General features: G+C 61.9%; 22 protein-coding genes and 1 pseudogene. 13 read left to right on the top strand and 10 right to left on the bottom strand.

Annotated elements, in window-relative coordinates:
* Positions 1–180 precede the first annotated feature (180 nt).
* Positions 181–1,374 carry a DUF3142 domain-containing protein gene (locus HGO40_RS26255; RefSeq protein WP_250965412.1) on the top strand — a complete coding sequence of 398 codons (1,194 nt, stop codon included), beginning with the start codon at positions 181–183 and terminating at the stop codon, positions 1,372–1,374.
* Positions 1,361–3,511 carry a hypothetical protein gene (locus tag HGO40_RS26250; RefSeq protein ID WP_250965411.1) on the top strand — a complete coding sequence of 717 codons (2,151 nt, stop codon included), beginning with the start codon at positions 1,361–1,363 and terminating at the stop codon, positions 3,509–3,511. Before HGO40_RS26255 ends, HGO40_RS26250 begins: the two co-directional genes overlap by 14 nt.
* A 178-nt stretch (positions 3,512–3,689) precedes the next feature.
* Here HGO40_RS26250 and lpdA read toward each other — a convergent pair whose 3' ends face one another.
* The gene (gene lpdA, locus HGO40_RS26245; protein ID WP_250965410.1) at positions 3,690–5,090 is read right to left on the bottom strand and encodes a dihydrolipoyl dehydrogenase; all 1,401 of its coding nucleotides are present in this window, start codon (positions 5,088–5,090) and stop codon (positions 3,690–3,692) included.
* Positions 5,091–5,311: 221 nt separating this feature from the next.
* Between lpdA and hflK (HGO40_RS26240) the strand changes: the two genes are divergently transcribed.
* From hflK (HGO40_RS26240) to cfaB, 5 genes are all read left to right on the top strand, one after another.
* Positions 5,312–7,273, top strand: coding sequence for a protease modulator HflK (gene hflK, locus HGO40_RS26240; RefSeq protein WP_250965409.1), 1,962 nt, complete (start codon positions 5,312–5,314; stop codon positions 7,271–7,273).
* The gene (gene hflC, locus HGO40_RS26235) at positions 7,270–8,298 is read left to right on the top strand and encodes a protease modulator HflC (RefSeq protein WP_250965408.1); all 1,029 of its coding nucleotides are present in this window, start codon (positions 7,270–7,272) and stop codon (positions 8,296–8,298) included. The genes hflK (HGO40_RS26240) and hflC overlap by 4 nt, the downstream gene beginning before the upstream one ends.
* Complete coding sequence (gene hflK, locus HGO40_RS26230; RefSeq protein WP_250965407.1) at positions 8,295–9,347, top strand: protease modulator HflK; 1,053 nt, start codon at positions 8,295–8,297, stop codon at positions 9,345–9,347. The genes hflC and hflK (HGO40_RS26230) overlap by 4 nt, the downstream gene beginning before the upstream one ends.
* On the top strand, positions 9,344–11,263 hold the full coding sequence (locus tag HGO40_RS26225) for a heavy metal translocating P-type ATPase (protein WP_250965406.1): 1,920 nt from the start codon (positions 9,344–9,346) through the stop codon (positions 11,261–11,263). The genes hflK (HGO40_RS26230) and HGO40_RS26225 overlap by 4 nt, the downstream gene beginning before the upstream one ends.
* Positions 11,264–11,446: 183 nt before the next feature.
* Positions 11,447–12,634 (top strand): C17 cyclopropane fatty acid synthase CfaB, encoded by a 1,188-nt coding sequence (cfaB, locus tag HGO40_RS26220; protein ID WP_250965405.1) that lies wholly within the window; start codon positions 11,447–11,449, stop codon positions 12,632–12,634.
* Here cfaB and cls read toward each other — a convergent pair.
* The gene (cls, locus tag HGO40_RS26215) at positions 12,631–14,070 is read right to left on the bottom strand and encodes a cardiolipin synthase (protein WP_250965404.1); all 1,440 of its coding nucleotides are present in this window, start codon (positions 14,068–14,070) and stop codon (positions 12,631–12,633) included. The two genes, cfaB and cls, sit on opposite strands and share 4 nt — an antisense overlap.
* A 141-nt stretch (positions 14,071–14,211) precedes the next feature.
* Between cls and HGO40_RS26210 the strand changes: the two genes are divergently transcribed.
* Complete coding sequence (locus HGO40_RS26210) at positions 14,212–14,733, top strand: DUF3617 domain-containing protein (protein ID WP_250965403.1); 522 nt, start codon at positions 14,212–14,214, stop codon at positions 14,731–14,733.
* 93 nt (positions 14,734–14,826) lie between these two features.
* Here HGO40_RS26210 and HGO40_RS26205 read toward each other — a convergent pair whose 3' ends face one another.
* The 5 genes from HGO40_RS26205 to HGO40_RS26185 all read right to left on the bottom strand — a co-directional run bounded on the left by HGO40_RS26205 (position 14,827) and on the right by HGO40_RS26185 (position 18,651).
* Complete coding sequence (locus HGO40_RS26205) at positions 14,827–15,702, bottom strand: metal ABC transporter substrate-binding protein (RefSeq protein WP_250965402.1); 876 nt, start codon at positions 15,700–15,702, stop codon at positions 14,827–14,829.
* 11 nt (positions 15,703–15,713) lie between these two features.
* Positions 15,714–16,580: a metal ABC transporter permease gene (locus HGO40_RS26200; RefSeq protein ID WP_250965401.1), complete on the bottom strand. Its 867-nt coding sequence runs from the start codon at positions 16,578–16,580 to the stop codon at positions 15,714–15,716.
* On the bottom strand, positions 16,580–17,248 hold the full coding sequence (locus tag HGO40_RS26195; protein ID WP_250965400.1) for a metal ABC transporter ATP-binding protein: 669 nt from the start codon (positions 17,246–17,248) through the stop codon (positions 16,580–16,582). The genes HGO40_RS26200 and HGO40_RS26195 overlap by 1 nt, the downstream gene beginning before the upstream one ends.
* Entirely contained in the window at positions 17,245–18,141 is an 897-nt protein-coding gene (gene folE2, locus HGO40_RS26190; RefSeq protein WP_250965414.1) for a GTP cyclohydrolase FolE2, read from the bottom strand. Before folE2 ends, HGO40_RS26195 begins: the two co-directional genes overlap by 4 nt.
* A 117-nt stretch (positions 18,142–18,258) precedes the next feature.
* Positions 18,259–18,651, bottom strand: coding sequence for a glutamine synthetase (locus HGO40_RS26185; RefSeq protein WP_250965399.1), 393 nt, complete (start codon positions 18,649–18,651; stop codon positions 18,259–18,261).
* A 143-nt stretch (positions 18,652–18,794) separates the two neighbouring features.
* Here HGO40_RS26185 and zigA point away from each other — a divergent pair, with 143 nt between their 5' ends.
* Together zigA and HGO40_RS26175 are read left to right on the top strand one after the other, a co-directional pair.
* Entirely contained in the window at positions 18,795–20,003 is a 1,209-nt protein-coding gene (zigA, locus tag HGO40_RS26180; protein WP_250965398.1) for a zinc metallochaperone GTPase ZigA, read from the top strand.
* Positions 20,003–20,653, top strand: a pseudogene (locus HGO40_RS26175) (DUF1826 domain-containing protein). Before zigA ends, HGO40_RS26175 begins: the two are co-directional and overlap by 1 nt.
* Here HGO40_RS26175 and HGO40_RS26170 read toward each other — a convergent pair.
* Complete coding sequence (locus HGO40_RS26170; protein WP_250965397.1) at positions 20,650–21,003, bottom strand: NADH:ubiquinone oxidoreductase; 354 nt, start codon at positions 21,001–21,003, stop codon at positions 20,650–20,652. The pseudogene HGO40_RS26175 and the gene HGO40_RS26170 overlap by 4 nt on opposite strands.
* A 27-nt stretch (positions 21,004–21,030) precedes the next feature.
* Here HGO40_RS26170 and HGO40_RS26165 point away from each other — a divergent pair, with 27 nt between their 5' ends.
* Positions 21,031–21,996, top strand: coding sequence for a CobW family GTP-binding protein (locus tag HGO40_RS26165; protein WP_250965396.1), 966 nt, complete (start codon positions 21,031–21,033; stop codon positions 21,994–21,996).
* Between the two features lie 12 nt (positions 21,997–22,008).
* On the opposite strand, the gene HGO40_RS26160 is transcribed toward HGO40_RS26165, so the two are convergent.
* Positions 22,009–22,431, bottom strand: a complete 423-nt coding sequence (locus HGO40_RS26160; RefSeq protein ID WP_250965395.1) for a DUF3301 domain-containing protein — start codon at positions 22,429–22,431, stop codon at positions 22,009–22,011.
* 119 nt (positions 22,432–22,550) lie between these two features.
* Here HGO40_RS26160 and pdxY point away from each other — a divergent pair, with 119 nt between their 5' ends.
* Entirely contained in the window at positions 22,551–23,423 is an 873-nt protein-coding gene (gene pdxY / locus HGO40_RS26155; RefSeq protein WP_250965394.1) for a pyridoxal kinase PdxY, read from the top strand.
* 135 nt (positions 23,424–23,558) lie between these two features.
* Here the strand turns inward: pdxY and HGO40_RS26150 are convergent, their stop codons facing one another.
* Positions 23,559–24,044, bottom strand: coding sequence for an acyl-CoA thioesterase (locus tag HGO40_RS26150; RefSeq protein ID WP_041023987.1), 486 nt, complete (start codon positions 24,042–24,044; stop codon positions 23,559–23,561).
* Positions 24,045–24,321: 277 nt separating this feature from the next.
* Between HGO40_RS26150 and HGO40_RS26145 the strand changes: the two genes are divergently transcribed.
* The coding region (locus tag HGO40_RS26145) for a hypothetical protein (protein ID WP_250965413.1) at positions 24,322–24,430 on the top strand (109 nt) is incomplete at its 3' end.

The raw sequence follows: 24,430 nt of genomic DNA, 5'->3' as shown, positions 1-24,430 counted from the left end.
CGCGCGCCCGTCCCCGCCCGGCCCCCGGGTGGGCCGAGGCACCGTGCGCCGGCGGGGTGCCGAGGCCCCCCCCTTTTGGTGGGCGCTGCGCACCCAAGCGGGAGCAAGCTCCCTCGCCACAGATATTCGCCAGGGTCCGGGGGGCGTAATCTGCCAGACTTTTATGGATGGTAAGGCTTCATGACGTTTCTTTTCCGGCTCACCCTGGGCCTCGCCGCGTTGCTTCTAGGGGGCTGCGAACAATCCCCGGCGCCGGCCCTCGATCAACAACTCTATATCTGGCAACGCCAATGGACGCCGGCCCACGGGCTGGCGCTGCGCCAAAGCCAGGGTGACTTTTCCACGCTGCGGGTGCTGGCGTTGCAGGCGTTTCCCGAGGCGGGCTGGCGCCGTGCGCGGATCGATCCGGCCTTGCTCAAGGCGGACGGCCGTCCGCTGATCGCCGTGATTCGCCTGGACGGCCAGCTAAAGGCCCTGGACCAAGACGAAGTCATCGCGCAAATCCAGCAAGTGCTGGGCGATTGGCAAGCCCAAGGCCTGACCCCGGTGGGCGTGGAGATCGACCACGATGCTGGCAATGCGCGGTTGCCGGCCTATGGACAATTCCTCGGCCAACTGCGGCACAGCCTGCCGGCCAATCTGCGGCTCAGCATCACGGCGCTACCGGCCTGGCTCGACAGCCCCGTATTGCCGGGGGTGCTGGAAGCGGTGGACAGCAGCGTGCTGCAGGTCCACGCGGTAAGTGATCCACGGCAAGGCCTGTTCGACCCGAAACAGGCCCGACGCTGGGCACAACGCTGGGGTGAACTCACCTCGCGGCCGTTTTACCTGGCCCTGCCGGCCTACGGCGTGGCGCTGCTGACCCAGGAGAGCGGCATGCCGGTGGTGGAAAGCGAAGTGCCGATCGATCGCGGCGGCGAGCGTCAGGAGTTGCTGGCCGATCCGCAACAAGTGGCCGGGCTTGCGGCAGATTTGCGGGCGGACCCGCCGCAACATCTTGCCGGGCTGATCTGGTTTCGCCTGCCCCTGGCCGGGGACCGACGGGCATGGAGCCTGACCACCCTCGGTGCTGTCGCTCGGGGCGATCATCTGGACAGTCGCCTGGCGTTGCAGTGGGAGCAGCAGGACGGCTTGTACGATATCCGCCTGGTCAACCAGGGCAATCTTGACAGTCCCTGGCCCCAGCGGCTGACGCTGACGGTCGGCGCCTGTGACGGTGTCGATGCCTTCGCCGGTTATACGTTGCAACAAACCCCCGGACTGCTTACCTTCACCCGCATTCAGGAAGGTCGCTTGGCGGCGGGTAGCCAACGGGCAATCGGCTGGGCGCGCTGTACGAAAATCGACCAAGGAGGTTTCAATGTTTACCCGTGAGTGGCCTCGTCATCTGCTGTGCCTGAGCCTCTGCCTGCCGTTGGGCCCGGCGCTGGCCTGCGGGCCGGATTTCCCGATGCGCCTGCTGGATAACCGCGCCCAGACGTTGGCGGAATTGCCCGAAGGCAGCTTTCGCTTCGAGGTCAGCCGTCTCGGCCAGGCGATTGCCGGGCTCAAGCCGGCCACCGAGGCGACGCGCAACCCGGACTACAGCTATGACGACCTGCCTTCCTACGTGGAGCAACGCACCAAGGCCGAACAGATTGGCCTCACACCGCCGCAACAAGCGGTGGTGGAGCGCTTGCGCGCGTTGACTGACATCGACCAGGTGGCGGCTGAAGCGGCGAATCTGCCGGACGAGCTGCGCCTGTATGCGCTCGGCGCGGCGGCTTTTAATGTCGGTGAACATCAGCGCGCCGTGGAGGCCTTCCAGCAATTGCTGGCATTGCCGGCTGATCAACGTCGGTTGCGCAGCACCTGGGCCGCGTATTCCCTGGGACGGGCCTTGTTCGCCGTGAGCACCGAGGCGGGCAGTGGCGACCCCGTGGCCTTGCAGGACCAGGCGCGCGCAGTGTTTCGCCAGGCCCGGGAAATGAGCATTGCCGGCTTCAGCGATCCGTTGGAGCTGGGTATTGCCAGCCTCGGTGAAGAAGCCCGGGTGGCCTACACCGCAGACGACTGGGACAGCGCCATCGGCCTGTACGCGATCCAGAACTTGCAAGGCTCACCGGTCGGCTACAGCTCGTTGCTGCAATTGGCACAAGGCTTGAGCGTCCAGCCAGATGAACGCTTGAGTGAATTGCTCAAGACCAAGTCGGTGCAACGTCTGGTCACCGCCTATCTGCTCAGCCGCGTCGGCTGGTGGGACGGTGAAGAACCTTCGGGTGAGAAGAGGTTGGTCAAACTGTTGCAGGCCAACGCTCGGGACAACCTGGACGACGCCGACCGCCTGGCAGCGGTGAGTTACCAGCACGGCGATTACGCCAGCGCCCAGGCTTTTGTGCAAAAGGCTGCCGACACAGGCCTGGCCTGGTGGGTGCGCGCCAAGCTGGCCTTGCGCGATGGCGATAAGGTGGCCGCGGCGGCAGCGTATGCCAAGGCCGCCCAGGCCTTTCCGCACGCTGAGTCCTGGGGCAACCGTCGCACACCGGAGTGGAACTACGAGTCGGTGCAACCCAAGTGCCGGGGCGAGGGTGAAAGCGCAATCCTGGCCTTGCAGCGCGGTGATTATCTGCAAGCCTTCGATCAGCTCTATCGCGGCCAGGGCAACTATTGGTATGACGCCGCCGCCGTCGCTGAGCGGGTGCTCACGGTGGAGGAGCTCAAGCAGTACGTCGACGCCCAAGTCCCGGCGCCACCGGCATTGAGCCAGGAGGATCGAGACAACTACGTGCCGCTGCCCGTGGCCGCGAGCCTGCGCAATCTGCTGGGTCGGCGTTTGCTGAGGGAAGGGCGCTTTGATGAGGCGCCGGCTTATTTCGATAACCCGGACCTGCAGAACAAGGCCCGTGCCTATGGGCAGTTGCGCCAGGATGCAGAGTCCAAATGGTGGCCAACCCGGCGGGCCGAGGCGTATTTCAATGCGTCGCGGATGGCGCGTAAATGGGGTATGGAACTGCTCGGCTATGAGATGGCGCCGGATTACGCCAGCCTGGGCGGCAACTACAGCCTGGAACCGGTCGAGCTGAAAGTCGGGCCGCTGGTGGCCGAAGGGGAAGTGCAACGCCAGCAGGCCAGCGCCGCGCAGCCGGACGTGCGTTATCACTATCGGTTTGTCGCTACGGCGCTGGCGAGCCAAGCGGCGGATTATCTGCCCCATACCAGCCAGGCGTTTGCGGCGGTGCTGTGCAAAGCCGTGGGATACAACTCCAGCCTTGAAGAGCAAAGCGTGTTGTACCAGCGTTATGTGAAGGACGGTCCGTATGTGGTTTGGGCCGGGGATTTCGGCCATCAATGCCAGGAACCGGATTTCAGCTCGGCGAACAAACGCTACGTGACCCAGGCCTTGGACCCGATTCGCTCGACGCTGCGGCCTTACAAGGTTTGGCTGCAAGTGGGCGGGGTCGTGCTGGTGGTGGCGATGGCGTTGGGGCTGATCAGCCGGCGCCGGCGCAAGGCGCGGATGTCGGCCAGCTAAACTAACGGCCAGCCGAACACAAATTGTGGCGAGGGAGCTTGCTCCCGCTCGGCTGCGCAGCGGCCGTCATTTTGCGAGTCTGCTGCCTGACCTGGGAAACGATGGGGACCGCTTCGCGGTCCAGCGGGAGCAAGCTCCCTCGCCACAAAAAATTGTTCGCTCCAGCTTTGCGTTGTTCCTACATCTGCGTCGCCATCCCCTCCACGTTCATGGCCGCCTGGCGCAGGGCCTCCGAGCGGGTAGGGTGGGGGTGGCAGGTCAGGGCGATGTCCTCGGCCGAGGCGCTGAATTCCATGGCCACGCAGTACTCACCGATCATCTCGCTGACGCTCGGGCCCACCAGGTGCACGCCAAGGATTTCATCGGTGCGTTCATCGGCCAGGACCTTGGCGAACCCTTCGGTCTCGTGGTTGATCTTGGCTCGGCTGTTGGCGGTGAACGGAAACTTGCCGACCTTGTAGGCCCGGCCTTCAGCCTTGAGTTGTTCCTCGGTCTTGCCGACGCTGGCCAGTTCCGGACGGGTGTAGATGACGCTGGGGATCAGCCCATAATTGACCTCGGCGGCCTTGCCGGCGATCTGTTCGATGCAGGCCATGGCTTCGTCTTCGGCCTTGTGGGCCAGCATCGGTCCGGCCGTCACGTCGCCAATCACCCAGACGCCGGGCGCTTCGGTGCGGTGACGCTGGTTGGCGAGCATGCCGCGTTTGTCGGTGCTCAACCCGACGTTCTCCAGTCCCAGCCCTTGCGTGTAGGGCCGACGACCGATGGCGACCAGCACATAATCGGCGTCCAGGGTCTGTGCTTCTCCGCCCGCCGCCGGTTCGACCTGCAATTGCACGCCGCTGCCCGAAGTAGCGGCGCCGGTGACCTTCGCACTCAACTTGAATTGGATGCCTTGTTTAGCCAAGGCCCGTTGCAAGGTCTTGCCAGCCTCGCCGTCCACGCCCGGGCAGATGCGATCCAGGTATTCCACCACGGTGACCTGGGCGCCCAGGCGCCGCCAGACCGAGCCCAGTTCCAGGCCGATCACGCCGGCGCCGATCACCACCAGATGCCGGGGCACCTCACCCAGGGACAAGGCACCGGTGGAATCGAGGATGCGTTGGTTATCGATGGTCACGCCTGGCAGCGGCATGGGCTCCGAGCCGGTGGCGATGACGATGTCCTTGGCGCTCAGTTCGGTCTTGGTCCCATCGTCAGCGGTGACGGTCACCTTGCCCGGCCCGTCGATATGGCCCCAACCTTTGATCCAGTCGACTTTGTTCTTGCGAAACAGAAACTCGATGCCTTTGGTCAGGCCCGCCACGCTGTCGTCTTTCTGCTTCATCATTTGCGCAAGGTTGAGGGTGGGGCTGACTTCAATGCCCAGGGTGGCGAACTCCGCGCCCGTGGCCGCTTCGTACAGTTCCGAGGCATGCAGCAGCGCCTTGGAGGGCATGCAACCAACGTTCAGGCAGGTGCCGCCCAGGGTGGCTCGACCTTCGACGCAGGCGGCCTTCAGTCCCAACTGCCCGGCCCGAATCGCCGCGTTATACCCGCCAGGGCCGCCGCCCAGAATGACCACGTCGTAGTTGCTCATCGCTGTTCTCCCGCTTGGCCTGATAAAAAATTATGGCTGTAATATGAGCGTTTCCAGAGATTACGGTCAAGGCTTAAGTCAAGCGGCCAGCGTGGGCCTTGCCATGAAGAATTCAAAACGGAAATTTCACAGCAATCGTAATAAGGTAACGACCTATAACAGCGTGTCGGTGGCGTCTGCCCACGGGCCCGGATTTTGATCGCCACAAGTGCTGGGGTGGTATGCAAGTCGATCTAGCTATCGAGGGGGCACAAGTCGCCGAATGGCCGCGTTTTCAGCGAGCGTCGTTCCAAGGGCGCCGCTTGAAACGGATCGCCTTCGCCTTGGGAAGCGTGGCGGGCGTGGGCCTGGTACTGGCGTTTTTTATCGGGGTGTTCTCGCCGCAATCGCTATGGCCAGCCTTGTTGGTCAGCCAAAGTGCGGGGCTGTTGGTGCTGGTGGCAGGCTTGCAATCGGCCTGGTGGGTGACGTTATGGCGCAGCAAAGCGCTGTTGCCGCCTGTGGATAACCTGCCGATTGAAAACGTGCCTGTTGATAACCTGGGTTGGTATGAGCGGTTGCTGGACCGCATCGGCGCACGCTCGGTCGGCCTGCTCAAGCAAATCGGAGCGCCTACGCTGTGGCTGGCCGGTTGGGCGGTGCTGGCATTACTGAGCCTGGAGCAAGCCTGGGACTTGCAATTGCCCGCTGCCACCCTCGGGGTCTCGGCCAGTGTGGGGGCGGTGCTGTCGTTGTTGTTGGCGTTCGGGTTATTGGTATTCGAGCGGCAATTGGCTCAGCAATCCACGGCGCAATGGCCGGAAGCGCCGGCGCTGGCGCAACTGCCCCGAGTGGCGATCATCGTGCTGGTACTCGGTGCCTTGTGCTTGCTGTTCGCCACCGAAACGTCTCTCTGGCCGATGCGCCTGGCGGTACTGATGGGGCTATTGCCGGGGCTGGGGGCGGCGGAGTTGTTGCTGCGCGCGGTGCTGTCGTTATTCATTCCGCGCCGGGACAGCCTGGAACCGACGCTGCTGGGGCGCAGCGTCATCGCCGATCTGCTGCGCTGGCCGCCGCAACCGTTGCTGGCCTTGCAGCATGAGCTGCACAACCGTTTTGGCATCGACCTGCGCCAGATCTGGGCCTTCAGCTACATGCGCCGGGCTTTTTTGCCGGTGTTGGCGCTAGTGGCGCTGGTGGGCTGGTTGTTGACGGGCGTACATGAGGTACCGCTGCAAGGGCGGGGCATCTATGAGCGTTTCGGTAAACCGGTAGAAGTATTCGGCCCCGGTTTGCACGTCGCGTTGCCTTGGCCGTGGGGCAGGGTGCTCAACGTCGAGAACGGTGTTGTGCATGAACTGGCGACCAGCGCCGCGGATAACCGGGCGGTGGTCGAGGCTGCGCCGGCGGAAGGCCCGGCGCCGGCCATTGCCAATCGGTTGTGGGACGCCAGCCATGTGAACGACAAGTCCCAGGTCATTGCCAGCCGTCGTGCCGACCAACAGAGCTTCCAGATCGTCAACATGGACGTGCGGTTTGTCTATCGCATCGGCCTGACTGACGCCGCGGCATTGGCGGCGGCCTACAACAGCGCCGATGTGCCAACGCTGATCCGCAGCACCGCTAGCCGCATCCTGGTGCATGAATTTGCTTCGCGCACGTTGGATGGTTTGCTGGGTGCGGACCGTGTCAGTCTGGCCGACGAAATTGGTCGCGCCGTGCAGGCGGATTTGCAGTCGCTCGACAGCGGTGTGGAAATCCTGGCGACGGTGGTGGAGGCGATTCATCCGCCGGCCGGTGCAGCCAATGCCTACCACGGCGTGCAGGCGGCGCAGATCGGCGCCCAAGCATTGATCGCCCGGGAGCGTGGTGCGGCGGCGGAACAGACCAACCAAGCGCAGTTGCAGGCGAGCATCGCCCATGACCAGGCCACTGCCACGGCCCAGGAAATCAACGCGACCGCCCAGGCTGCCGATTTGCGTTTCAGCGCCGACCGCAAAGCCTATGCCACGGCGGGGCACGCTTTTATGCTGGAACACTATCTGAGCCAACTGAGCCAGGGCCTGGGCAATGCCCAGTTGCTGATTCTCGATCATCGCCTGGGCGGCAACAGCAACGCGCCGACCATCGACTTGCGTACCTTCACGCTGCCGGCCGACCCCGCGTCGCCGCGTAACCCTGCCTCACCAGGAGCTGCCCATTGAGCCAGTCCTCTTCACACGGTCACCACGACCACGCCGGTCACGATGACGGCCATGGCGGTCATCACCACCACCATCACGGCGATCCGCAGCAAGCCGGTCCGTTTCCTTGGCGACGGATGGGCTGGGCGGTGTTGTTGGTGACATTCGCCGTCGCGGCCGCGAGCCTGCGGCAGGTGCGTTCGGGGGAGGCCACGGTCATCACCCGTTTCGGTAATCCGGCCCGGGTGTTGCTGCAACCCGGCCTGGGGTGGCGCTGGCCGGCGCCGTTCGAGGCGGCGATCCCGGTGGACCTGCGATTGCGTACCACATCCAGCGGCCTGCAGGACGTCGGTACTCGCGACGGACTGCGGATCATCGTCCAGGCGTATGTGGCTTGGCAGGTGCAGGGTGATCCGGACAACGTGCAGCGTTTCATGCGCGCGGTGCAGAACCAACCGGACGAAGCGGCGCGACAGATCCGCACGTTTGTCGGCTCAGCGCTGGAAACCACGGCCGCCAGTTTCGACTTGGCGAACCTGGTCAACACCGATGCCAGCCAGGTGCGCATTGCCGATTTCGAAGCCCAGCTGCGTCAGCAGATCGATCAACAGTTGCTTACCACTTACGGCGTGCGTGTGTTGCAAGTCGGTATCGAGCGCTTGACCTTGCCCTCTGTGACACTGACCGCAACGGTGGATCGCATGCGAGCCGAGCGCGAGACGATCGCCACCGAGCGCACCGCCATCGGCAAACGGGAGGCGGCGCAGATTCGCTCCGCCGCGGAGCGTGATGCCCGTGTGGTGCAAGCGGATGCAACGGTGAAGGCAGCAAATATCGAAGCGCAGTCCCGGGTAGCAGCGGCCGAGATTTATGGTCGGGCATACGCTGGCTCCCCGCAGCTCTACAACTTGCTGCGTTCGCTGGACACCTTGGGCACCATCGTCGGCCCTGGCACCAAGCTCATTTTGCGCACCGATGCCGCGCCATTCCGTGTGCTGGTGGACGGCCCTGCTTCCGTGGAAAGCAAAGGTGGAACACAACCATGAGTGTGGTTCCACGTGGAACAAACGAGTTATCCAGTCCGTGGATCCAGGCCGGGCGCCTGGCGTTCCTGGCGCTTTACGCCGTGACGGTGTTGGCGGCGTTGGCTTGGGTCTTTTCCAATGTGCGGCAAATCGATCCGCAGAATCGCGCGGTGATCCTGCACTTTGGCGCCTTGGATCGAGTCCAGAATGCCGGTCTCTTACTGGCGTGGCCGCGTCCCGTGGAACAAGTGATCCTGCTGCCTGCCGCGGATCGGGTGCTTGAGCGGCGGGTGGAAAATCTGCTGCGCTCGGATGCGGCCTTGCAAGCCGATCGTGTCGCCAGTTTCGCCACGCCGGTCAGCGATGCGTTGGCCGGTTCTGGTTATTTATTGACCGGTGATGCCGGCGCGGTGCAACTGGATGTGCGCGTGTTTTACAAAGTCACCGACCCTTACGCCTTCGTTCTACAAGGTGAGCATGTCCTGCCGGCGCTGGACCGGCTGGCGACCCGCAGCGCCGTCGCCCTGACCGCGGCCCGGGACCTGGACTCCATTCTGGTGGCTCGCCCCGAACTGATGGGCAGCGATAACCAAGCCGCCGAGCGGCGTGAACGCTTGCGGGGTGATCTGGTGCAAGGCATCAACCGACGCTTGGCTGATTTGGCGGCGACAGGGCAGGGGCTGGGCATCGAAGTGGTGCGGGTCGATGTGCAATCGAGTCTGCCGGGGCCGGCGGTGAGTGCGTTCAATGCGGTGCTGACCGCCAGCCAGCAGGCCGACAAAGCCGTTGCCAACGCCCGCACCGAAGCGGAAAAACTCACCCAGGCCGCTCGCCAAGACGCAGACCGTGCCGTGCAAGTCGCTCACGCCCAGGCCAGCGAACGGCTCGCCAAGGCTTCGGCCGACACGGCCACGGTGCTCGGCCTGGCGAAGACCCAAGGCAGTGATCCGCAAATGCTGCTGCGCCTGTATCGCGAACGCATGCCTGCCATCCTTCGACAGGCCGGTTCTGTGACCACGGTCGACCCGAAAGATGATTCTCGTCTGATCATCCAGGGAGCCGGCCAATGAGCGCGCAAACCCCCGCAGCACCGATGTTGTCCTCGGCGGAACAACGCACCGCTGCTCGGCAATTGACCTTGGCAATGGTCGCCCTCGGCTTGCTCGCATTGGGCCTGGCATGGCGCGGCTGGTCGCCGGAGCAGAGCGGTGTCAGCCAACTGCTGTTGGGGGTCGCCTCGCTGCTGGTGGCCGTGCCGGTGATGCGTTCGGCCTGGTACAGCTTGCGTTACCCAAGCCTGCACGGGATCACTGACCAACTGATCGCCCTGGCGATGCTCGGCGCCTGGGCCACTGGCGATCTGCTGACGGCGGCGTTACTGCCGATCATCATGATCTTCGGTCATGTGCTGGAAGAGCGCAGTGTCATTGGTTCCCAGGAAGCGATCCATGCCCTTGGCCAATTGACCCGCAGCCAAGGTCGCAAAGTGCAGGCCGATGGCTCGATCATTGATGTCGACAACGCGACTCTCCAGCCTGGCGATGTCGTCGAGGTGCGCGCCGGCGACCGAGTGCCGGCCGATGGCCGCGTATTGTCCGGCCAGGCCAGCCTCGACACCGCGCCCATCACCGGTGAATCGGTGCCGCTGGAGGCAGTCGTTGGCACCGAGATCTATGGCGGAGCGATCAATCTGGACGGCCTGCTGCGCCTGGAAGTGACCCGCACCGGCGAAGCGTCCACCCTGGGCAAAGTCATTGCCCTGATGCAAAACGCCGAACGTTCCAAGCCACCCATTACCCGTTTGTTGGAGCGCTATGCCGGCAGCTACTTGGTACTGGTGCTGTTGCTGGCAGCCGTGACCTGGTTCGTCACCAACGATGCCCAGGCGATGTTGGCGGTATTGGTGGCGGCGTGTCCTTGCGCGTTGGTGCTGTCGGCGCCAGCCACGGCCATTGCCGGCATTGCGGTGGCGGCGCGCCACGGGATCCTGATCCGCAGCTCGGCCTTCCTGGAAGAGCTGGCGGACCTGACCTCATTGGTGGTCGATAAGACCGGCACCTTGACCTACGGCGTGCTGCGCCTGCAATCCATCGAACGTGCCCAGGATGCCCACGCATCGTTGTTGCTGCCATTGGCCGCCAGCCTGGGTTCGGCCAGCAGTCATCCGGTCAGTCGTGCATTGGCGGGGTTGGTGGAACAGGAAAACGGCCTGCCGCTGTCGGATATCCGTGAGCGCCAAGGGTTGGGTGTGGTCGCCATGACCGCACAGGGTGAAGCGGCCCTCGGTCGGCCGGAATTGTTTACACAGCTGGGCATTCAAACATCGGCGATCCCTGAGCACGACGGTCCGATTGCCGGGCTGGCCTTGGACGGGCAATTTCTTGCCTGGCTGCTGCTGGCCGACAGCGTCAAGCCGGAGGCGCAGATGGCCATGGCTGAACTGCGGGACTTGGGTCTGGGCCGCCAGCTGCTGTTGACCGGCGACCGTCAGAGCGTGGCTGCGACCCTGGCCCGGGACGTCGGCATCAGCGAGGTGCAAGCCCAGGCCTTGCCGGAAGACAAACTTGAACGGGTCATGGCTGAAATCGACCATGGGTTCCGCCCCATGGTGGTAGGCGATGGCATCAACGATTCCCTGGCGCTCAAGGCCGGGGTGGTAGGTGTGGCCATGGGCGCGGGCGGTGCCGACATCGCCCTGGCGTCGGCGGACATCGTGTTGATCGGCAGCGACCTGCGGCGCCTCGGCACCTGCGTGCGGTTGAGTCGCCAGTGCCGTCGCACGTTGCAGGTCAACGTGATCATTGGCTTGGGTTGGACGTTGGCCATCGTTGCGTTTGCCGCTTTCGGTTGGCTTGGCGCGGCGGGGGCAATGATCGCAGCGTTGCTGCACAATTTGAGTACGCTGCTAGTCTTGGGTAATGCCGGGCGCTTGCTGCGCTTCCATGAGCCATTGCTCAAGGTCCAAGCGAAAGGCACCGTTGGATAGCTCCAGGCGAACTGTGCGTTCCACGCGCAGTCTGCTGTTGGAGAGGGCATACCGCCGCGGGACTTACCCGTCACAGGGAGTGTTATGGGACAGCGATAGAAAAAGGCTATAAATTCGATAGCCAGCTATTTTTCTAACATGGTCTACCCTCATTTCAGACGTCTGAAACAAGGGGGATTATCCATGCTCGCGCAACTTCCACCGGCCTTACAGAATCTGCATCTCCCGCTTCGGCTGCGGCTCTGGGATGGCCATGAATTTTCATTGGGTGCCGATCCCAGCGTCACGATTGTGGTCAAGGACCCACAAATGGTCGCGCAATTCACCCACCCCAGCCTGGACGCATTGGGGGCGGCGTTTGTCGAAGGCAAGCTGGAACTCGAAGGTTCGATCCACGAAGTCATTCGGGTCTGCGATGAATTGAGCCAGGCATTGGTGGCGGATGATGCCGGTAACCAGCCGGTACGTTCGGTCCACGACAAGGAAACCGACGCCAAGGCGATCTCCTACCACTACGATCTTTCCAATGCGTTCTATCAGCTGTGGCTCGACAGTGACATGGTCTATTCCTGCGCTTACTTCGAGCCGGGCAGCGAAACCCTCGAACAAGCCCAGCAGGCCAAATTCCGTCATCTGTGCCGCAAGCTGCGATTGCAGCCAGGCGATTACCTGCTGGATGTCGGCTGCGGCTGGGGCGGTCTGGCGCGATACGCCGCGCGGGAGTTCGGTGCCAAGGTCTTCGGTATCACCCTGAGCAAGGCGCAGTTGGCCCTGGCCCGGGAACGGGTCAAGGCCGAAGGCCTGGAGGGTCAGGTCGAATTGCAACTGCTGGATTACCGCGACCTGCCCCAGGACGGCCGCTTCGACAAAGTGGTCAGCGTCGGCATGTTCGAGCATGTCGGCCATGCCAACCTCGAGCAGTATTGCAAGACGTTGTTCGGCGCCGTGCGAGAGGGCGGGTTGGTGATGAACCATGGCATCACCGCCAAGCACACCGACGGGCGTCCGGTCGGTCGCGGCGCTGGCGAGTTCATTGAGAAGTACGTATTCCCCAACGGTGAGTTGCCGCACCTGTCGATGATTTCCGCGCAGATCAGCGAAGCCGGGCTAGAGATTGTCGACGTGGAAAGCCTGCGCATGCACTACGCACGCACCCTCGATCACTGGAGTGAACGCCTGGAGGACAACCTTGAGGCGGCGTCCAAGGAAGTGTCGGAGCAGGCGTTACGGATCTGGCGACTGTACCTGGCCGGCTGCGCCTACGCGTTCGCCAAGGGCTGGATCAATCTGCACCAGATCCTGGCGGTGAAGGCGCACGCCGACGGCAGTCACGAGTTGCCCTGGACCCGGGACGATCTCTACGTCCCTTAAAGAATCGGCGAAATAAGCCGGGCGATCCGCATGCCGATCTTCTGCAGGCGGTGGGTCTCCCGGCTTTCCTGTTTGTCGATTTCCTGGGCCTGGGCGAAGTCCTCTTCAAGCATCTGCTCGACCTCGCTGGCGAACGGAATATCCACGGTGAGCAGCATGACTTCGAAGTTCAAGCGGAACGAACGGTTGTCCAGGTTCGCACTGCCGATGGCGCTGATTTCCCGGTCAATCAACACCACTTTCTGGTGCAGGAAACCCGGCGCATAACGGAACACCCGCACGCCGGCCCGAACCGCTTCAAATGCATACAGGCTGGACGCTGCGTAGACGATCTTGTGATCGGGCCGCGAGGGCAGCAGGATGCGCACATCCACGCCGCGTAGTACCGCCAGGCGTAAGGCGGCGAACACGGCTTCATCGGGGATGAAGTATGGCGTAGTGATCCACACGCGTTCGCTGGCGGCGTGAATGGCCTCGACAAAAAACAACGAGCAGGTTTCATAGTCATCGGCCGGGCCGCTGGCTAGCAACTGGCACAGTACGCCGTCGTCTGGGTAGCTGTCTGGCAGGATCAATGGAGGCAGCGAACGGGCCGCCCAGAACCAGTCTTCGGCGAACGACTCCTGCATGCTTGCCACCACCGGCCCGCGCACTTGGATGTGGGTGTCGCGCCACGGCGCCAAGGGTGGTTTTTCGCCCAGGTATTCGTCACCGACGTTGTGCCCGCCGACGAACCCCAGCACGCCGTCCACAACGACGATCTTGCGATGGTTGCGAAAGTTGACCTGGAACCGATTGAGCCAGCCACTGCGGGTGGCGAACGCTTTTACATGGACGCCGCCGTCGCGCAAGGCTTGCACATAACGGTGGGGCAGGGAGTGGCTGCCGATACGGTCGTAGAGTAGGTATACCGCCACGCCTTCGGCGGCTTTTTTCAAGAGCAGTGTTTGCAGGCGTTGACCGAGGCGGTCGTCATGGATGATGAAAAACTGAATCAGCACGGCCTGTCGTGCCTGCTCAATGGCCTGAAAAATCGCTTCGAACGTGGCATGGCCGTTGACGAGTAACCGCACCTGGTTATTCGCCAGGCACGGTGCGCGCCCCAGTTTCGGCATGGCCCGCAATGAAGCGTAGGCCTGGGAGGCGCGAGCGGTCAGGGCTTCTTCGACCCACGGTCGCCAGTTCAGCTCGGAGATCGCCTTGCGCATTTCCTCGTTGGCTTGCCGGCGCGCCTTGATGTAGCCATCGAAGGTGCTGCGGCCGAACACCAGATAAGGAATCAACGTCAGGTAGGGAATGAAGGTCAGCGACAGGGCCCAGGCAATCGAGCCTTGGGCGGTGCGCACCGTCAGTACAGCATGGACAGCGGCGATGGAACCCAGGGTGTGGAGCAGCGCGATCAGGTAACCGAAAACATGCGGGCCGAAATAATCCATGGGGCAGTCTTGCTCCTGAAGTTTCAATGCTTAACAGACCATGTTCCAAGGTGAATGTCGCTATTTAATTCACAGGTCTTGGCCCTGAACCGAAGCCTGTCGGTGGCGTCTAACGGCCACTTGTCCTCTGGAGTTTGTGCAATGAATGTTCGTCTGCTGGGTGTGGCCTTGGCGATGGGTTTGTCGGTTCCGATGGCGGCTCAGGCGCAGATGCTCCAGCCGGGTTTGTGGGAATTGACCACTAGCAACATGAAGGTCGATAACCAGAACCTGCCGGACCTGCAACTGATCCTCGGCCAGTTGCAAACCCAGATGACCCCGGAGCAACGGGCGATGCTGGAAAAGCAGGGGATCACCATGGGCGGTAAAGGCATTCGCGTGTGCCTGACCCCGGCGCAGGTGCAGACCAATGATATTCCGCTGCAAGACCCGCAATCGGGTTGTAAACAGGAGATCACCGAGCGCACCGGCAATCAGTGGAAGTTTCGCTTCAGTTGCCCGAAAGCCAAGGGGAATGGGGTCGCTACGTTCCAGAGCGATCGTGAATTCACCACCAAGGTTAACGGCACCTTTAACGCCACCGGCATCCAGCAGAACGGCAGCCTCGACACGCGCGCGGTGTGGCTGGGGCAGGATTGCGGAACGGTCAAGCCGAGGGCTTGACCCTTTCAGGCGACAGCAACCCTGTGGCGAGGGAGCTTGCTCCCGCTGGGCTGCGCAGCAGCCCCCATGCTCCCCACCCATTACACAACCTGATCACGGCCGACTCAGCGCTCCATACAACGTATTGAGGTTGTACTCGAACAGGCCAGTGAACGTACTGGCCGGTCCGCTGGCGGCGAGTGCATCGGAGTACAGCGTGCCACCGATGTGGGCGCCGCTCTCGTCGGCGATCTGCTTGAGCAGGCGGGCGTCCTTGATGTTTTCCATGAACACCGCTTTGACCTTTGCCTGCCGGATCTGGGTAATCAGCGCCGCGACTTCTGCCGCCGAGGGTTCACGCTCGGTGGACAAACCCTGGGGCGCCATGAACTCGATGCCGTAGGCCTGGCCCAGGTAACCGAATGCATCATGGGACGTCACGATCTTGCGATTACCGGCAGGCAATGCGCCGAGCTTGGCCTTGGCTTCGGCGAGCAGGGCGTAGATCTTCTTCAGGTACGCCTGGCTGTTGCGTTCGTAATCGGCTTTGTTGGCCGGGTCGGCCGCTTCCAATGCCTTGGTGATGTTGCTGACGTACAGCTCGGCGTTCGCCAGGTTGTGCCACGCGTGCGGATCGGGAATGGTCTCGCCATCCTCATCCAACGACCGCGGGATAACGCCGCGGCTGGCGCTGATCACCGGGGCGCTGGTTTCGGTGCTGGTCACCAGGCGGTCCAGCCACGGCTCGAAGCCCAAGCCATTCTTGATGATCAGTTTTGCCTTGAGCAATGCCTTGGCATCGTCTGGCGTGGGTTCGTAGGTGTGTGCATCGGCGTCCGGCCCGACCATGTTGGTGATTTGAATATGCTCACCGCCGACCTGCCGGGTCATGTCGGCGAGGATGCTGAAGCTGGTCACGACCTGGAGTTTTTCGGCGGCGGACAGGGACATGGACAGCATCAGACTGAGTAGCACGAGCAGAACGCGCATCGGGAGACACCTCATTGGGATGTGAGCAAAGGCGGGCGGCGCAGCAAACCGTGCACCGGACCGAATACCACCGACAACAGATACAACACGCCTGCCACCAGAACGATGGACGGCCCGCTGGGCAGTGAGTAATAGAAGGACAGCAACAGGCCAAGCCAGACTGAGAGGCAACCGAGCAGTCCGGCGATGAGCATCAGCAGCGGCAGGCGACGGCTCCAGAATCGCGACGCGGCGGCCGGCAGCATCATCAGGCCGACCACCATCAGTGCGCCGATGGCCTGGAAGCCGATCACCAGGTTCAGCACCACCAAGGTCAGGAACACGCCATGGGCCAACGGGCCGAGACGACTCACGGTTTGCAGGAACAGCGGGTCCAGTGTATCGAGCAGCAACGGTCGATAGATCAACGCCATCGCCACCAGGCTGGCGCCGGAAACCCACAGCATGCCGTAGAGCGTCGGGCCGTCCACCGCCAAGGCCGAGCCGAACAGCAGGTGAAGCAAGTCCAGGCGTTTGCCCGCCATGCCAAGGATCAGCACACCCGCGGCCAAGGAAATGGGATAAATCGCCGCGAGGCTGGCGTCCTCTCGCAGGCCGGTGCGGCGGGTAATCCAGGCGGCGAGTCCGTCCATGCTCAAGCCCGCGCCCAGGCCGCCGATGGTCAACGCTGGCAGGCTTAGTCCGGCAAACCAAAAGCCGAGGGCGGCACCAGGCAGGATGCCGTGAGCCACCGCGTCACCGATCAAGCTCATGCGCCGAAGAATCAGGAACACACCCAACGGCGCCGTGCTGCACGCCAACACCAGGCCGCCCAGCAAGGCCCGACGCATGAAGACAAACTCCAGGAAGGGTTGCCAGAAATGCGTGGCCGTGAGCATCAAGCCACCCACGTTTGGGGTTGTTGGGCAATCAAGTCGATACTGCGGCCCAGCACGCAGCCAGTGTTTTTGATCAGCAGCGTATGGGGGACATGTTGGCGTACCGCCGCCAAATCATGACACACCACCACGATCGTTCTCCCTGCGGCATGCCAGCGTTGAATGTGTTTCCACAGTAGCGCCTGGCCTTGTTCGTCGAGGGCGGCATGGGGTTCGTCGAGCAACAGCAAGGGCGCTTCGGCCAGGCTCAGGCGAGCGAGCAGGGCGCGTTGCAACTCGCCCCCGGACAACGCCATCAATGGACGATGTTCAAGGCCGCTCAGTGCCCAATCCTTGAGTACGGTTTGCAGCAACTGTCTTCGCATCGCAGGCGTGTGCCGATTGCCCCATGAGCCGGCGGCCACCAATTCTTGCAAGCTGATGGGAAATTGCCGATCCAGATGTTGCTGCTGTGGCATGAATGAAACGCCACCACGTCGTGGAACATTCAGGGTGACCTTGCCGGAGAGCGGTTTTTGCAGGCCTGCGAGCACTTTCAGCAATCTGCTTTTGCCCGAGCCGTTGGCACCGATGATGGCTGTGAGGCTGCCTTCCGGCCGCTCCATGGCGAGCGGCGGCGTGAGTGGTTGGCCGGAAATGCCCCAGCGCAGTGCTTGGCAGTTGATCATGATGGGTCTCGGGTCCAGCGGCTTTGAGCCACGGCGTCATGGGCATGGAGGCTTTCGGCATGAACGACGCGTACCTCCAGGGCAGTGATCCCGGGGGACCGGGCCAGGGCCGTGCTCAGTCGCCGCGCAGCGTCTTCGCAGAACATCAGGTTTTGGCCGTTGGCCAGGGCGAATGCTTGTTCATCGGCGCGTTTGACGGCGGTCTGCACAGCGGTGCCGAGGGCTGCTTCGGCTTCGTCGATGAACGACTGTAGAGGCAATTCCTCAACATCGGCGTCGAGGCGCAGGGTCAGGGTTGCGGTACTGCGCTGGCTATGTGGGGTGGCGACGATCCCATTCGATGAACCCAACCAAGCCAGGATTTCAGCGTGCTCGGGTTTCTTATTGGCGAAATCGTCGACGAATTGCTGCTGAATCAACTGCCGGGAAAGGGCTGCCGAGCATGGGCAAGTCGAGGAATAGGGAATCTGGATTTTCAGTTCCACGTGGAACATTGTGTTTTTCAAGTGAGCTTCAATGCTCACCGGATAGCCTTTCCAGCCCATCAACGGGCTGATTAACGCCGGACGCTTGAGCAGCAGATCGGTGTGCACGCTGAGCGAAGCCGCAACGGACAAACCTTCATGACTGTCGAGGAATTGCTCCAGGATTTGGCGCATTAGCGATGGTGAAAGTGGCCTTTCCTCAAGCAACCCTAGCGCCAGGTATAAACGTGACATGTGGATACCGCGCGCTTCACCGTCATCAAGGCTGACGCCGGCGTCGGCCGTTGCACTTAGACGCTGACCGTCAATCAACACCGGTGTGGCGATGCCGCACATACCCACCCAATCAAGGGGCAGGGTTTGACGTGAAACCTGCGCAGCCACGTCGGGCAGCGTTAACGCATTCATGGTCAAGGCCCATCGAAGGTTCAAAATTAGATGTTATATTATAACGGTAAAATTAAAGAAGCCTTTTTCCATGAAAGGAGTTTCATCTTCCTAAACGTTCACGTTCCACGTGAAACATCAGCGCGGTGAAGCCTGACAACCGTTCATACGACCGCATACAAATGATCCGCCGCTACCGCCCGAGCTTGAAAAGCGATTAAGGGTTGTCCAGCCCCCACGCCGGCTGTAGCCAACCCAACTTTCTCCATCCGATGCCAAGCCCGTAAAGAACGTAAGCTGACCGTAACGGCTGTTCGTTTGCGCCCAATAGCGGCGACTGACGGCTTCAAAACCGCGTAAATAAATCGTATTTCCCGCCGTTGCGACGCTGTAGGCATTGCCTTGGCCATCCACACAGGCCAGCAAATTCGCGCTTCGGGTGCAGTTCGCCAATAGTGGACTTTGGGCCGCCGCACTCAGCGCCCATAGCAAAAGCGGACCCGCCAAAACAAATTTCAGATGGTCGCGCATGGATTGATCTCGGGCCAATGAGAGCCGGCGGGGCTGGTTGAATAGTGTTGTTATACTATAACATAAAAAGAACCAGGCCCTGAACCCAGCCAAACCCTGGAAACGAGCCGTCGTCGAAGCGGCCGCCCGATGAGGATATACCGATGCCCAATCGCCTACCCGTAACCGTGCTTTCCGGATTTCTCGGTGCCGGTAAAAGCACGCTGCTCAACCACGTCCTGCGTAATCGCGACAATTTGCGGGTCGCCGTAATCGTCAACGATATGAGCGAAATCAACATCGATGGCAGCGAAGTCCAGCGAGATGTCACCCTGAGTCGTTCCGAAGAGAAATTGGTCGAGATGAGCAACGGCTGCATCTGCTGCACGCTGCGTGAGGACTTGCTTGAAGAAGTCGGGCAGCTCGCCAGGGAAGGGCGTTTCGATTACCTGTTGATCGAATCCACGGGAATCTCCGAGCCGTTGCCCGAGGCGGAAACTTTCACGTTACGTGATGAAGAAGGCCGAAGCCTGGCCGACGTGGCGCGACTCGACACCATGGTCACGGTGGTTGATGGGGTGAACTTCCTGTTGGATTACCAAGCTGCCGAAAGCCTGGCCTCAAGGGGCGAAACCTTGGGAGACGAGGATGAGCGCTCGATCACCGATTTGCTGATCGAACAGATCGAGTTTGCCGACGTCATTCTGATCAGCAAAATCGACTTGATCAGCCAACACGAGCGGGAAGAGTTGAGCGCGATTCTGCGGCGCCTCAACGCCCAGGCACAGATTATTCCCATGGTCATGGGGCAGGTGCCCCTGGGCCGAATTCTCGACACGGGGCTTTTTGATTTTGAACGCGCCGCCCAGGCGCCCGGCTGGCTACAGGAACTGCGTGGTGAGCATGTGCCAGAAACCGAGGAATATGGCATCGCCTCGACTGCCTACCGTGCCCGCCGGCCGTTCCATCCCCAACGGTTCTTCAGCTTCATCGACCGTCCGTGGCCCAACGGCAAGCTCCTGCGCTCCAAGGGTTTTTTCTGGCTGGCCAGCAAGCCTGAGGAGGCGGGCAGTTGGTCCCAGGCGGGAGGCTTGATGCGGCATGGTTTCGCCGGGCGCTGGTGGCGGTTCGTGCCGAAGAATCAATGGCCGCAGGATGAAGAGAGCACGGCGACAATCATGAAGAACTGGCTGGCCACCACGGGCGATTGTCGCCAGGAACTGGTCTTCATTGGCCAGGACATCGATTTTGCCGAACTTACCGCTGAGCTGGACGATTGCCTGCTCACCGATGCGGAGATGGCCCTCGGCGCCGAAAGCTGGCGGCTGTTGCCCGATCCGTGCGGCCCATGGCATGAAGAGGTCGCAGCGTGATGCTGGCGCCGACTCTGAAAAGAATGATGCAGATCCGGCAGGTCCAAGGCGACACGCCAGGCATCTTCACGAAGATCCTGGAGGACGGCACCAACCTGGCGGTCTGGCAGCGGCAGCTTCCTGCACACATCGGCGATTTTGCCGCCATGGTGCTGGCGATGGACCAGCCACTGGCCGAATCCCGTGTGCTCGACTTGCCAGAGGAAGACACCCAGCCGGCGCTGCACGGCCTGGCTGCGGGTTTCAGCGACCTGCAAGGCTAAGAAGGCTTTATCGCCGATGTTTCCTGGCTCGTCAGTGCGTTTGCCTGCCTGCTGGGCGCCCAACGTGTCGGTTTGCGTCTACGCACCTTGGATAAGGCCATGTGCCCGCGCTTCCATGTCGACCACGTGCCGGTGCGGTTGCTGACTACCTATGCGGGTGTCGGCAGCCAGTGGCTCAAGGAGGCAGCCATGGACCGCCGGCGCCTGGCACAGCCTGAAGCCGGGCCGGTTGATCCGCGCGTGATCCAGCAGTTTGGTTGCGGTGATGTCGGCTTGCTTAAAGGCGAGAAATGGCACGGTAATGAGGGGTTTGGCCTGCTCCATCGCTCGCCGGAGCCCGCGCCGGGAGAGCGTCGCCTGATTCTCACCCTGGATTGGCTGGTTTAAGGCTTGAACCAGGTTCCCTGGCTTTGCCCTTCGCAAAATGGCTGCAGGTAAGCGGCATCGGTCGCCACGCCGTAATAGTGAATATCCTGGCGGTAAGGCATATTGGCGACCTGGGCGTTGCTGCACACGCCGAACGCGCCGCCAGGACATTGATCGACGTATTGCACCTCGACTTTCTGACCGGCAAGGTTTGGCTGGCAGAAACCGCCGGCAAACAGCTTCTGCGGGATGTTGCGGTTCTGCTGGCAGACTTTCACATCCAGTCGTTCCGCCTGGCTGTGGACCACGCAAGCCTGGGCCAATGCCTGGTTCGAAGTCAGTGCCAGTAACAACCAACCGATCATTCGCATCTTCACCTCCATCGAAAGTCGTCGATTATGTTGCAGCACATTCCCACCCATGTCATCGCCGGTCCCTTGGGCGCTGGCAAGACCAGCCTGATCAAGCATTTGCTGGCCCAACGCCCGGCCAATGAGCGCTGGGCGGTACTGATCAATGAGTTTGGCCAGATCGGCCTGGATGCCGCGCTGCTGACCCAGGCTGGCGATGGTATCGCACTGGGCGAAGTGGCCGGCGGCTGCTTGTGCTGCGTCAACGGCGCGCCGTTTCAGATCGGTCTTGGGCGTTTGCTGCGCAAGGCCAGGCCCGATCGGCTGTTCATCGAACCTTCGGGCCTGGGTCATCCGGCGCAGTTGATGCGGCAGTTGAGCGAGGCGCCATGGCTCGGCGTGCTGGCGGTGCAACCCTGTGTGCTGGTGTTGGATGCCCGGGCGATGTTGGACGGCAAGCCCTTGCCCGATGCACAGCAACAAGCCTTGGCGGATGCCGGACTGCTGGTGCTGAACAAATCCAACACCCTCACCCAAGCCGACCGCGAACGGTTGACGGCGCAACTGCCAGGGCGGGCGTTGTACTGGACGCAACACGCGGCATTACCGATCGAGCGATTGCCAGGCCTGATGGCGCTGGGCCACGGGGCTGTGGATAACTTGACCCTGCCCAAGCGCTTGGGGCAGATACCGGCCATCTGGTCCGACCCAACTCAGCCAATCTGCCTGCATCAGCAACAGGAGGGTGGCTGGAGTATCGGTTGGCGCTGGCACCCAAGCCAACGACTCGATGCAGCGGCGCTGACACGATGGCTACAGGGCCAGGACTGGAAACGGGCCAAGATGGTTATCCACAGCCTCGACGGTTGGGTTTCAGCCAATGCGTTGGAAGGGACGGCGCTGGGCTGGCAGGCCAGCGAATGGCGCCAGGATTCCCGGATCGAGCTGATTTTCGATCAGCCGCAAGACGTCGATCACCTGCAAGCCGGACTGGCGAACTGCCGGTGTGCCTGAATCAACCCTGTTTCAAGGCTTCCACTTGTTGTGTTCCTGGCGCCACTGGCTCAACTCGATGACTTCGGCCCTGGGCCTGGTCTGGACCGGTTCAATAGGGGTTGGTGGTGTTTCTTCGAACGGCATCGGGTAGGGCGCCAGTTCTATGTGGGCGCTGTGGGCACCGAACTGAGTGATGGTGCCCGAATGGCGGCTTTCGCCGGTGACGGTGAACTCGAAGGTGTAGACGCGAGCCAGGCGTCGTCGACCATTGGCGTCCTTTACGAAGCCGATTTTTTTCAGCGCCACGTTGCCGTCCAGCAGCTCGATCTTGAGGTTGGCGCAATGCTGCATGACCCTCGCCAACGCCCGTTCGCGCAAGCCATGGTTGTGCCACAGCCAGGCGCCGCCGCTAGCCAGCAGCATCAGCACGAAAATGTTTCCAAGGGTCAGCATGAACGAAGTGCTCCGACAAGTTGCTGTCAGCTTAACTGTCTCGCCGGTCTGTCGTACAGGCTGCGTTTAGTCGCATACTGCGCGGCTTGAATTTCAATCGTTTTACGGAAACTTCCCGCATGAAACGTACGCCTCATCTGCTTGCCATTCAGTCCCACGTGGTGTTCGGGCACGCCGGCAATAGCGCCGCAGTGTTTCCGATGCAGCGGGTCGGCGTGAACGTCTGGCCGCTCAATACCGTGCAATTTTCCAATCACACCCAGTACGGCCAATGGACCGGCGAGGTGCTGGCGCCCGAGCAAATACCCGCATTGGTAGAAGGCATCGCCGCCATCGGTGAGCTGGGGCATTGCGATGCGGTGTTATCCGGTTACCTGGGCAGCGCGGCCCAGGGGCGGGCGATTCTGACGGGCGTGGCGCGGATCAAGGCGGCCAATCCAAAGGCGCTGTACCTGTGTGACCCGGTCATGGGGCATCCAGAGAAGGGCTGTATCGTGGCGCCCGAGGTGAGCAAATTTCTCTTGGAAGAAGCCGCTGCCGTGGCGGATCTCATGTGCCCGAACCAACTGGAACTGGACAGTTTTTCCGGGCGCAAGGCGCAGTCGTTGCTGGACTGCCTGGCGATGGCTCGCGCGCTGCTGGCCCGTGGGCCGAAAGCGGTGCTGGTCAAGCACTTGGCCTACCCCGGCAAACCCGATGACAGCTTCGAAATGCTGTTGGTGACCGCCGAGGGCAGTTGGCACCTGCGCCGTCCACTGTTGGCGTTCCCGCGCCAGCCGGTGGGTGTGGGTGACCTGACCTCGGGGTTGTTCCTGGCACGGATACTGTTGGGGGACAGCCTGGTGGCGGCGTTCGAATTCACCGCCGCTGCGGTGCACGAAGTGCTGCTGGAAACCCAGGCCTGCACAAGCTATGAACTTGAACTGGTCCGTGCCCAGGACCGGATCGCCCATCCACGGGTGCGGTTCGAGGCGGTGCCGATCAGCCTCTGATCGCCCCTGTGGAAATGCTGCAAAACCCCTGTGGGAGCGAGCTTGCTCGCGATAGCAGCCGATCAGTCAATACTGATGCTGACTGACACACCGCCATCGCGAGCAAGCTCGCACAGTTGATTTTTCATTGACCGATCAAGGCCCGTCTGCCTTGATCTCCTGGTAGCGCTTCTCCAGTTCCTGGCGAATCTGCCGCCGTTGCTGGGCTTGTTCGTAGCGGCGCTTTTCTTCGCTGTTTTGCGGCTGCAAGGGCGGCACGGCAGCGGGTTTGCGCTGGTCATCCACCGCAACCATGGTGAAGAAGCAACTGTTGGTGTGACGCACCGAGCGTTCGCGAATATTTTCGGTCACGACTTTGATGCCCACTTCCATCGACGTGTTGCCGGTGTAGTTCACCGAGGCCAGGAAGGTCACCAGCTCGCCGACATGAATCGGCTCGCGGAAGATCACCTGGTCAACCGACAGGGTCACCACGTAGCGCCCGGCATAGCGGCTGGCGCAGGCGTAGGCGACTTCATCGAGGTATTTGAGCAAGGTGCCGCCATGGACATTGCCAGAGAAATTGGCCATATCGGGGGTCATCAACACCGTCATCGACAGCTGGGCGTTTCCGGGTTCCATAACGTACTCACGGTTCAAGGCAGTCATTCGGGAGTGCACCTCTGCGGATGCTGGAGAGTGGCCTGCAAACAGGTCACCCCGTTTTAAAACCACCGATATCGGGACGCTGCGCCTGTGCTTGCCGTCACGCGCCGATGGATCTGTTTCCATATATTGCACCGTCTTTTTGTCGGACGTCGCGGTGTTACCCTTCAAAAGCCCCTTGTGAGGGCAATTCCTACAGCGGAAACGGATTTCTCCAGCTCGGCAGTGCGTCATTTGAACAGGGAGCCCCGACATGCATGCCATCAGTTTCATCCAGGATCTGGCGATCATCATGATGGCTGCGGGGCTGGTAACCGTACTCTTTCATCGTTTCAAACAACCGGTGGTACTGGGCTATATCG

The sequence above is a fragment of the Pseudomonas sp. CG7 genome, assembly GCF_023701885.1.
GTDB classification, from domain to species: domain Bacteria; phylum Pseudomonadota; class Gammaproteobacteria; order Pseudomonadales; family Pseudomonadaceae; genus Aquipseudomonas; species Aquipseudomonas zanjanensis.
This window is presented reverse-complemented; position numbering and strand designations above follow the sequence as displayed.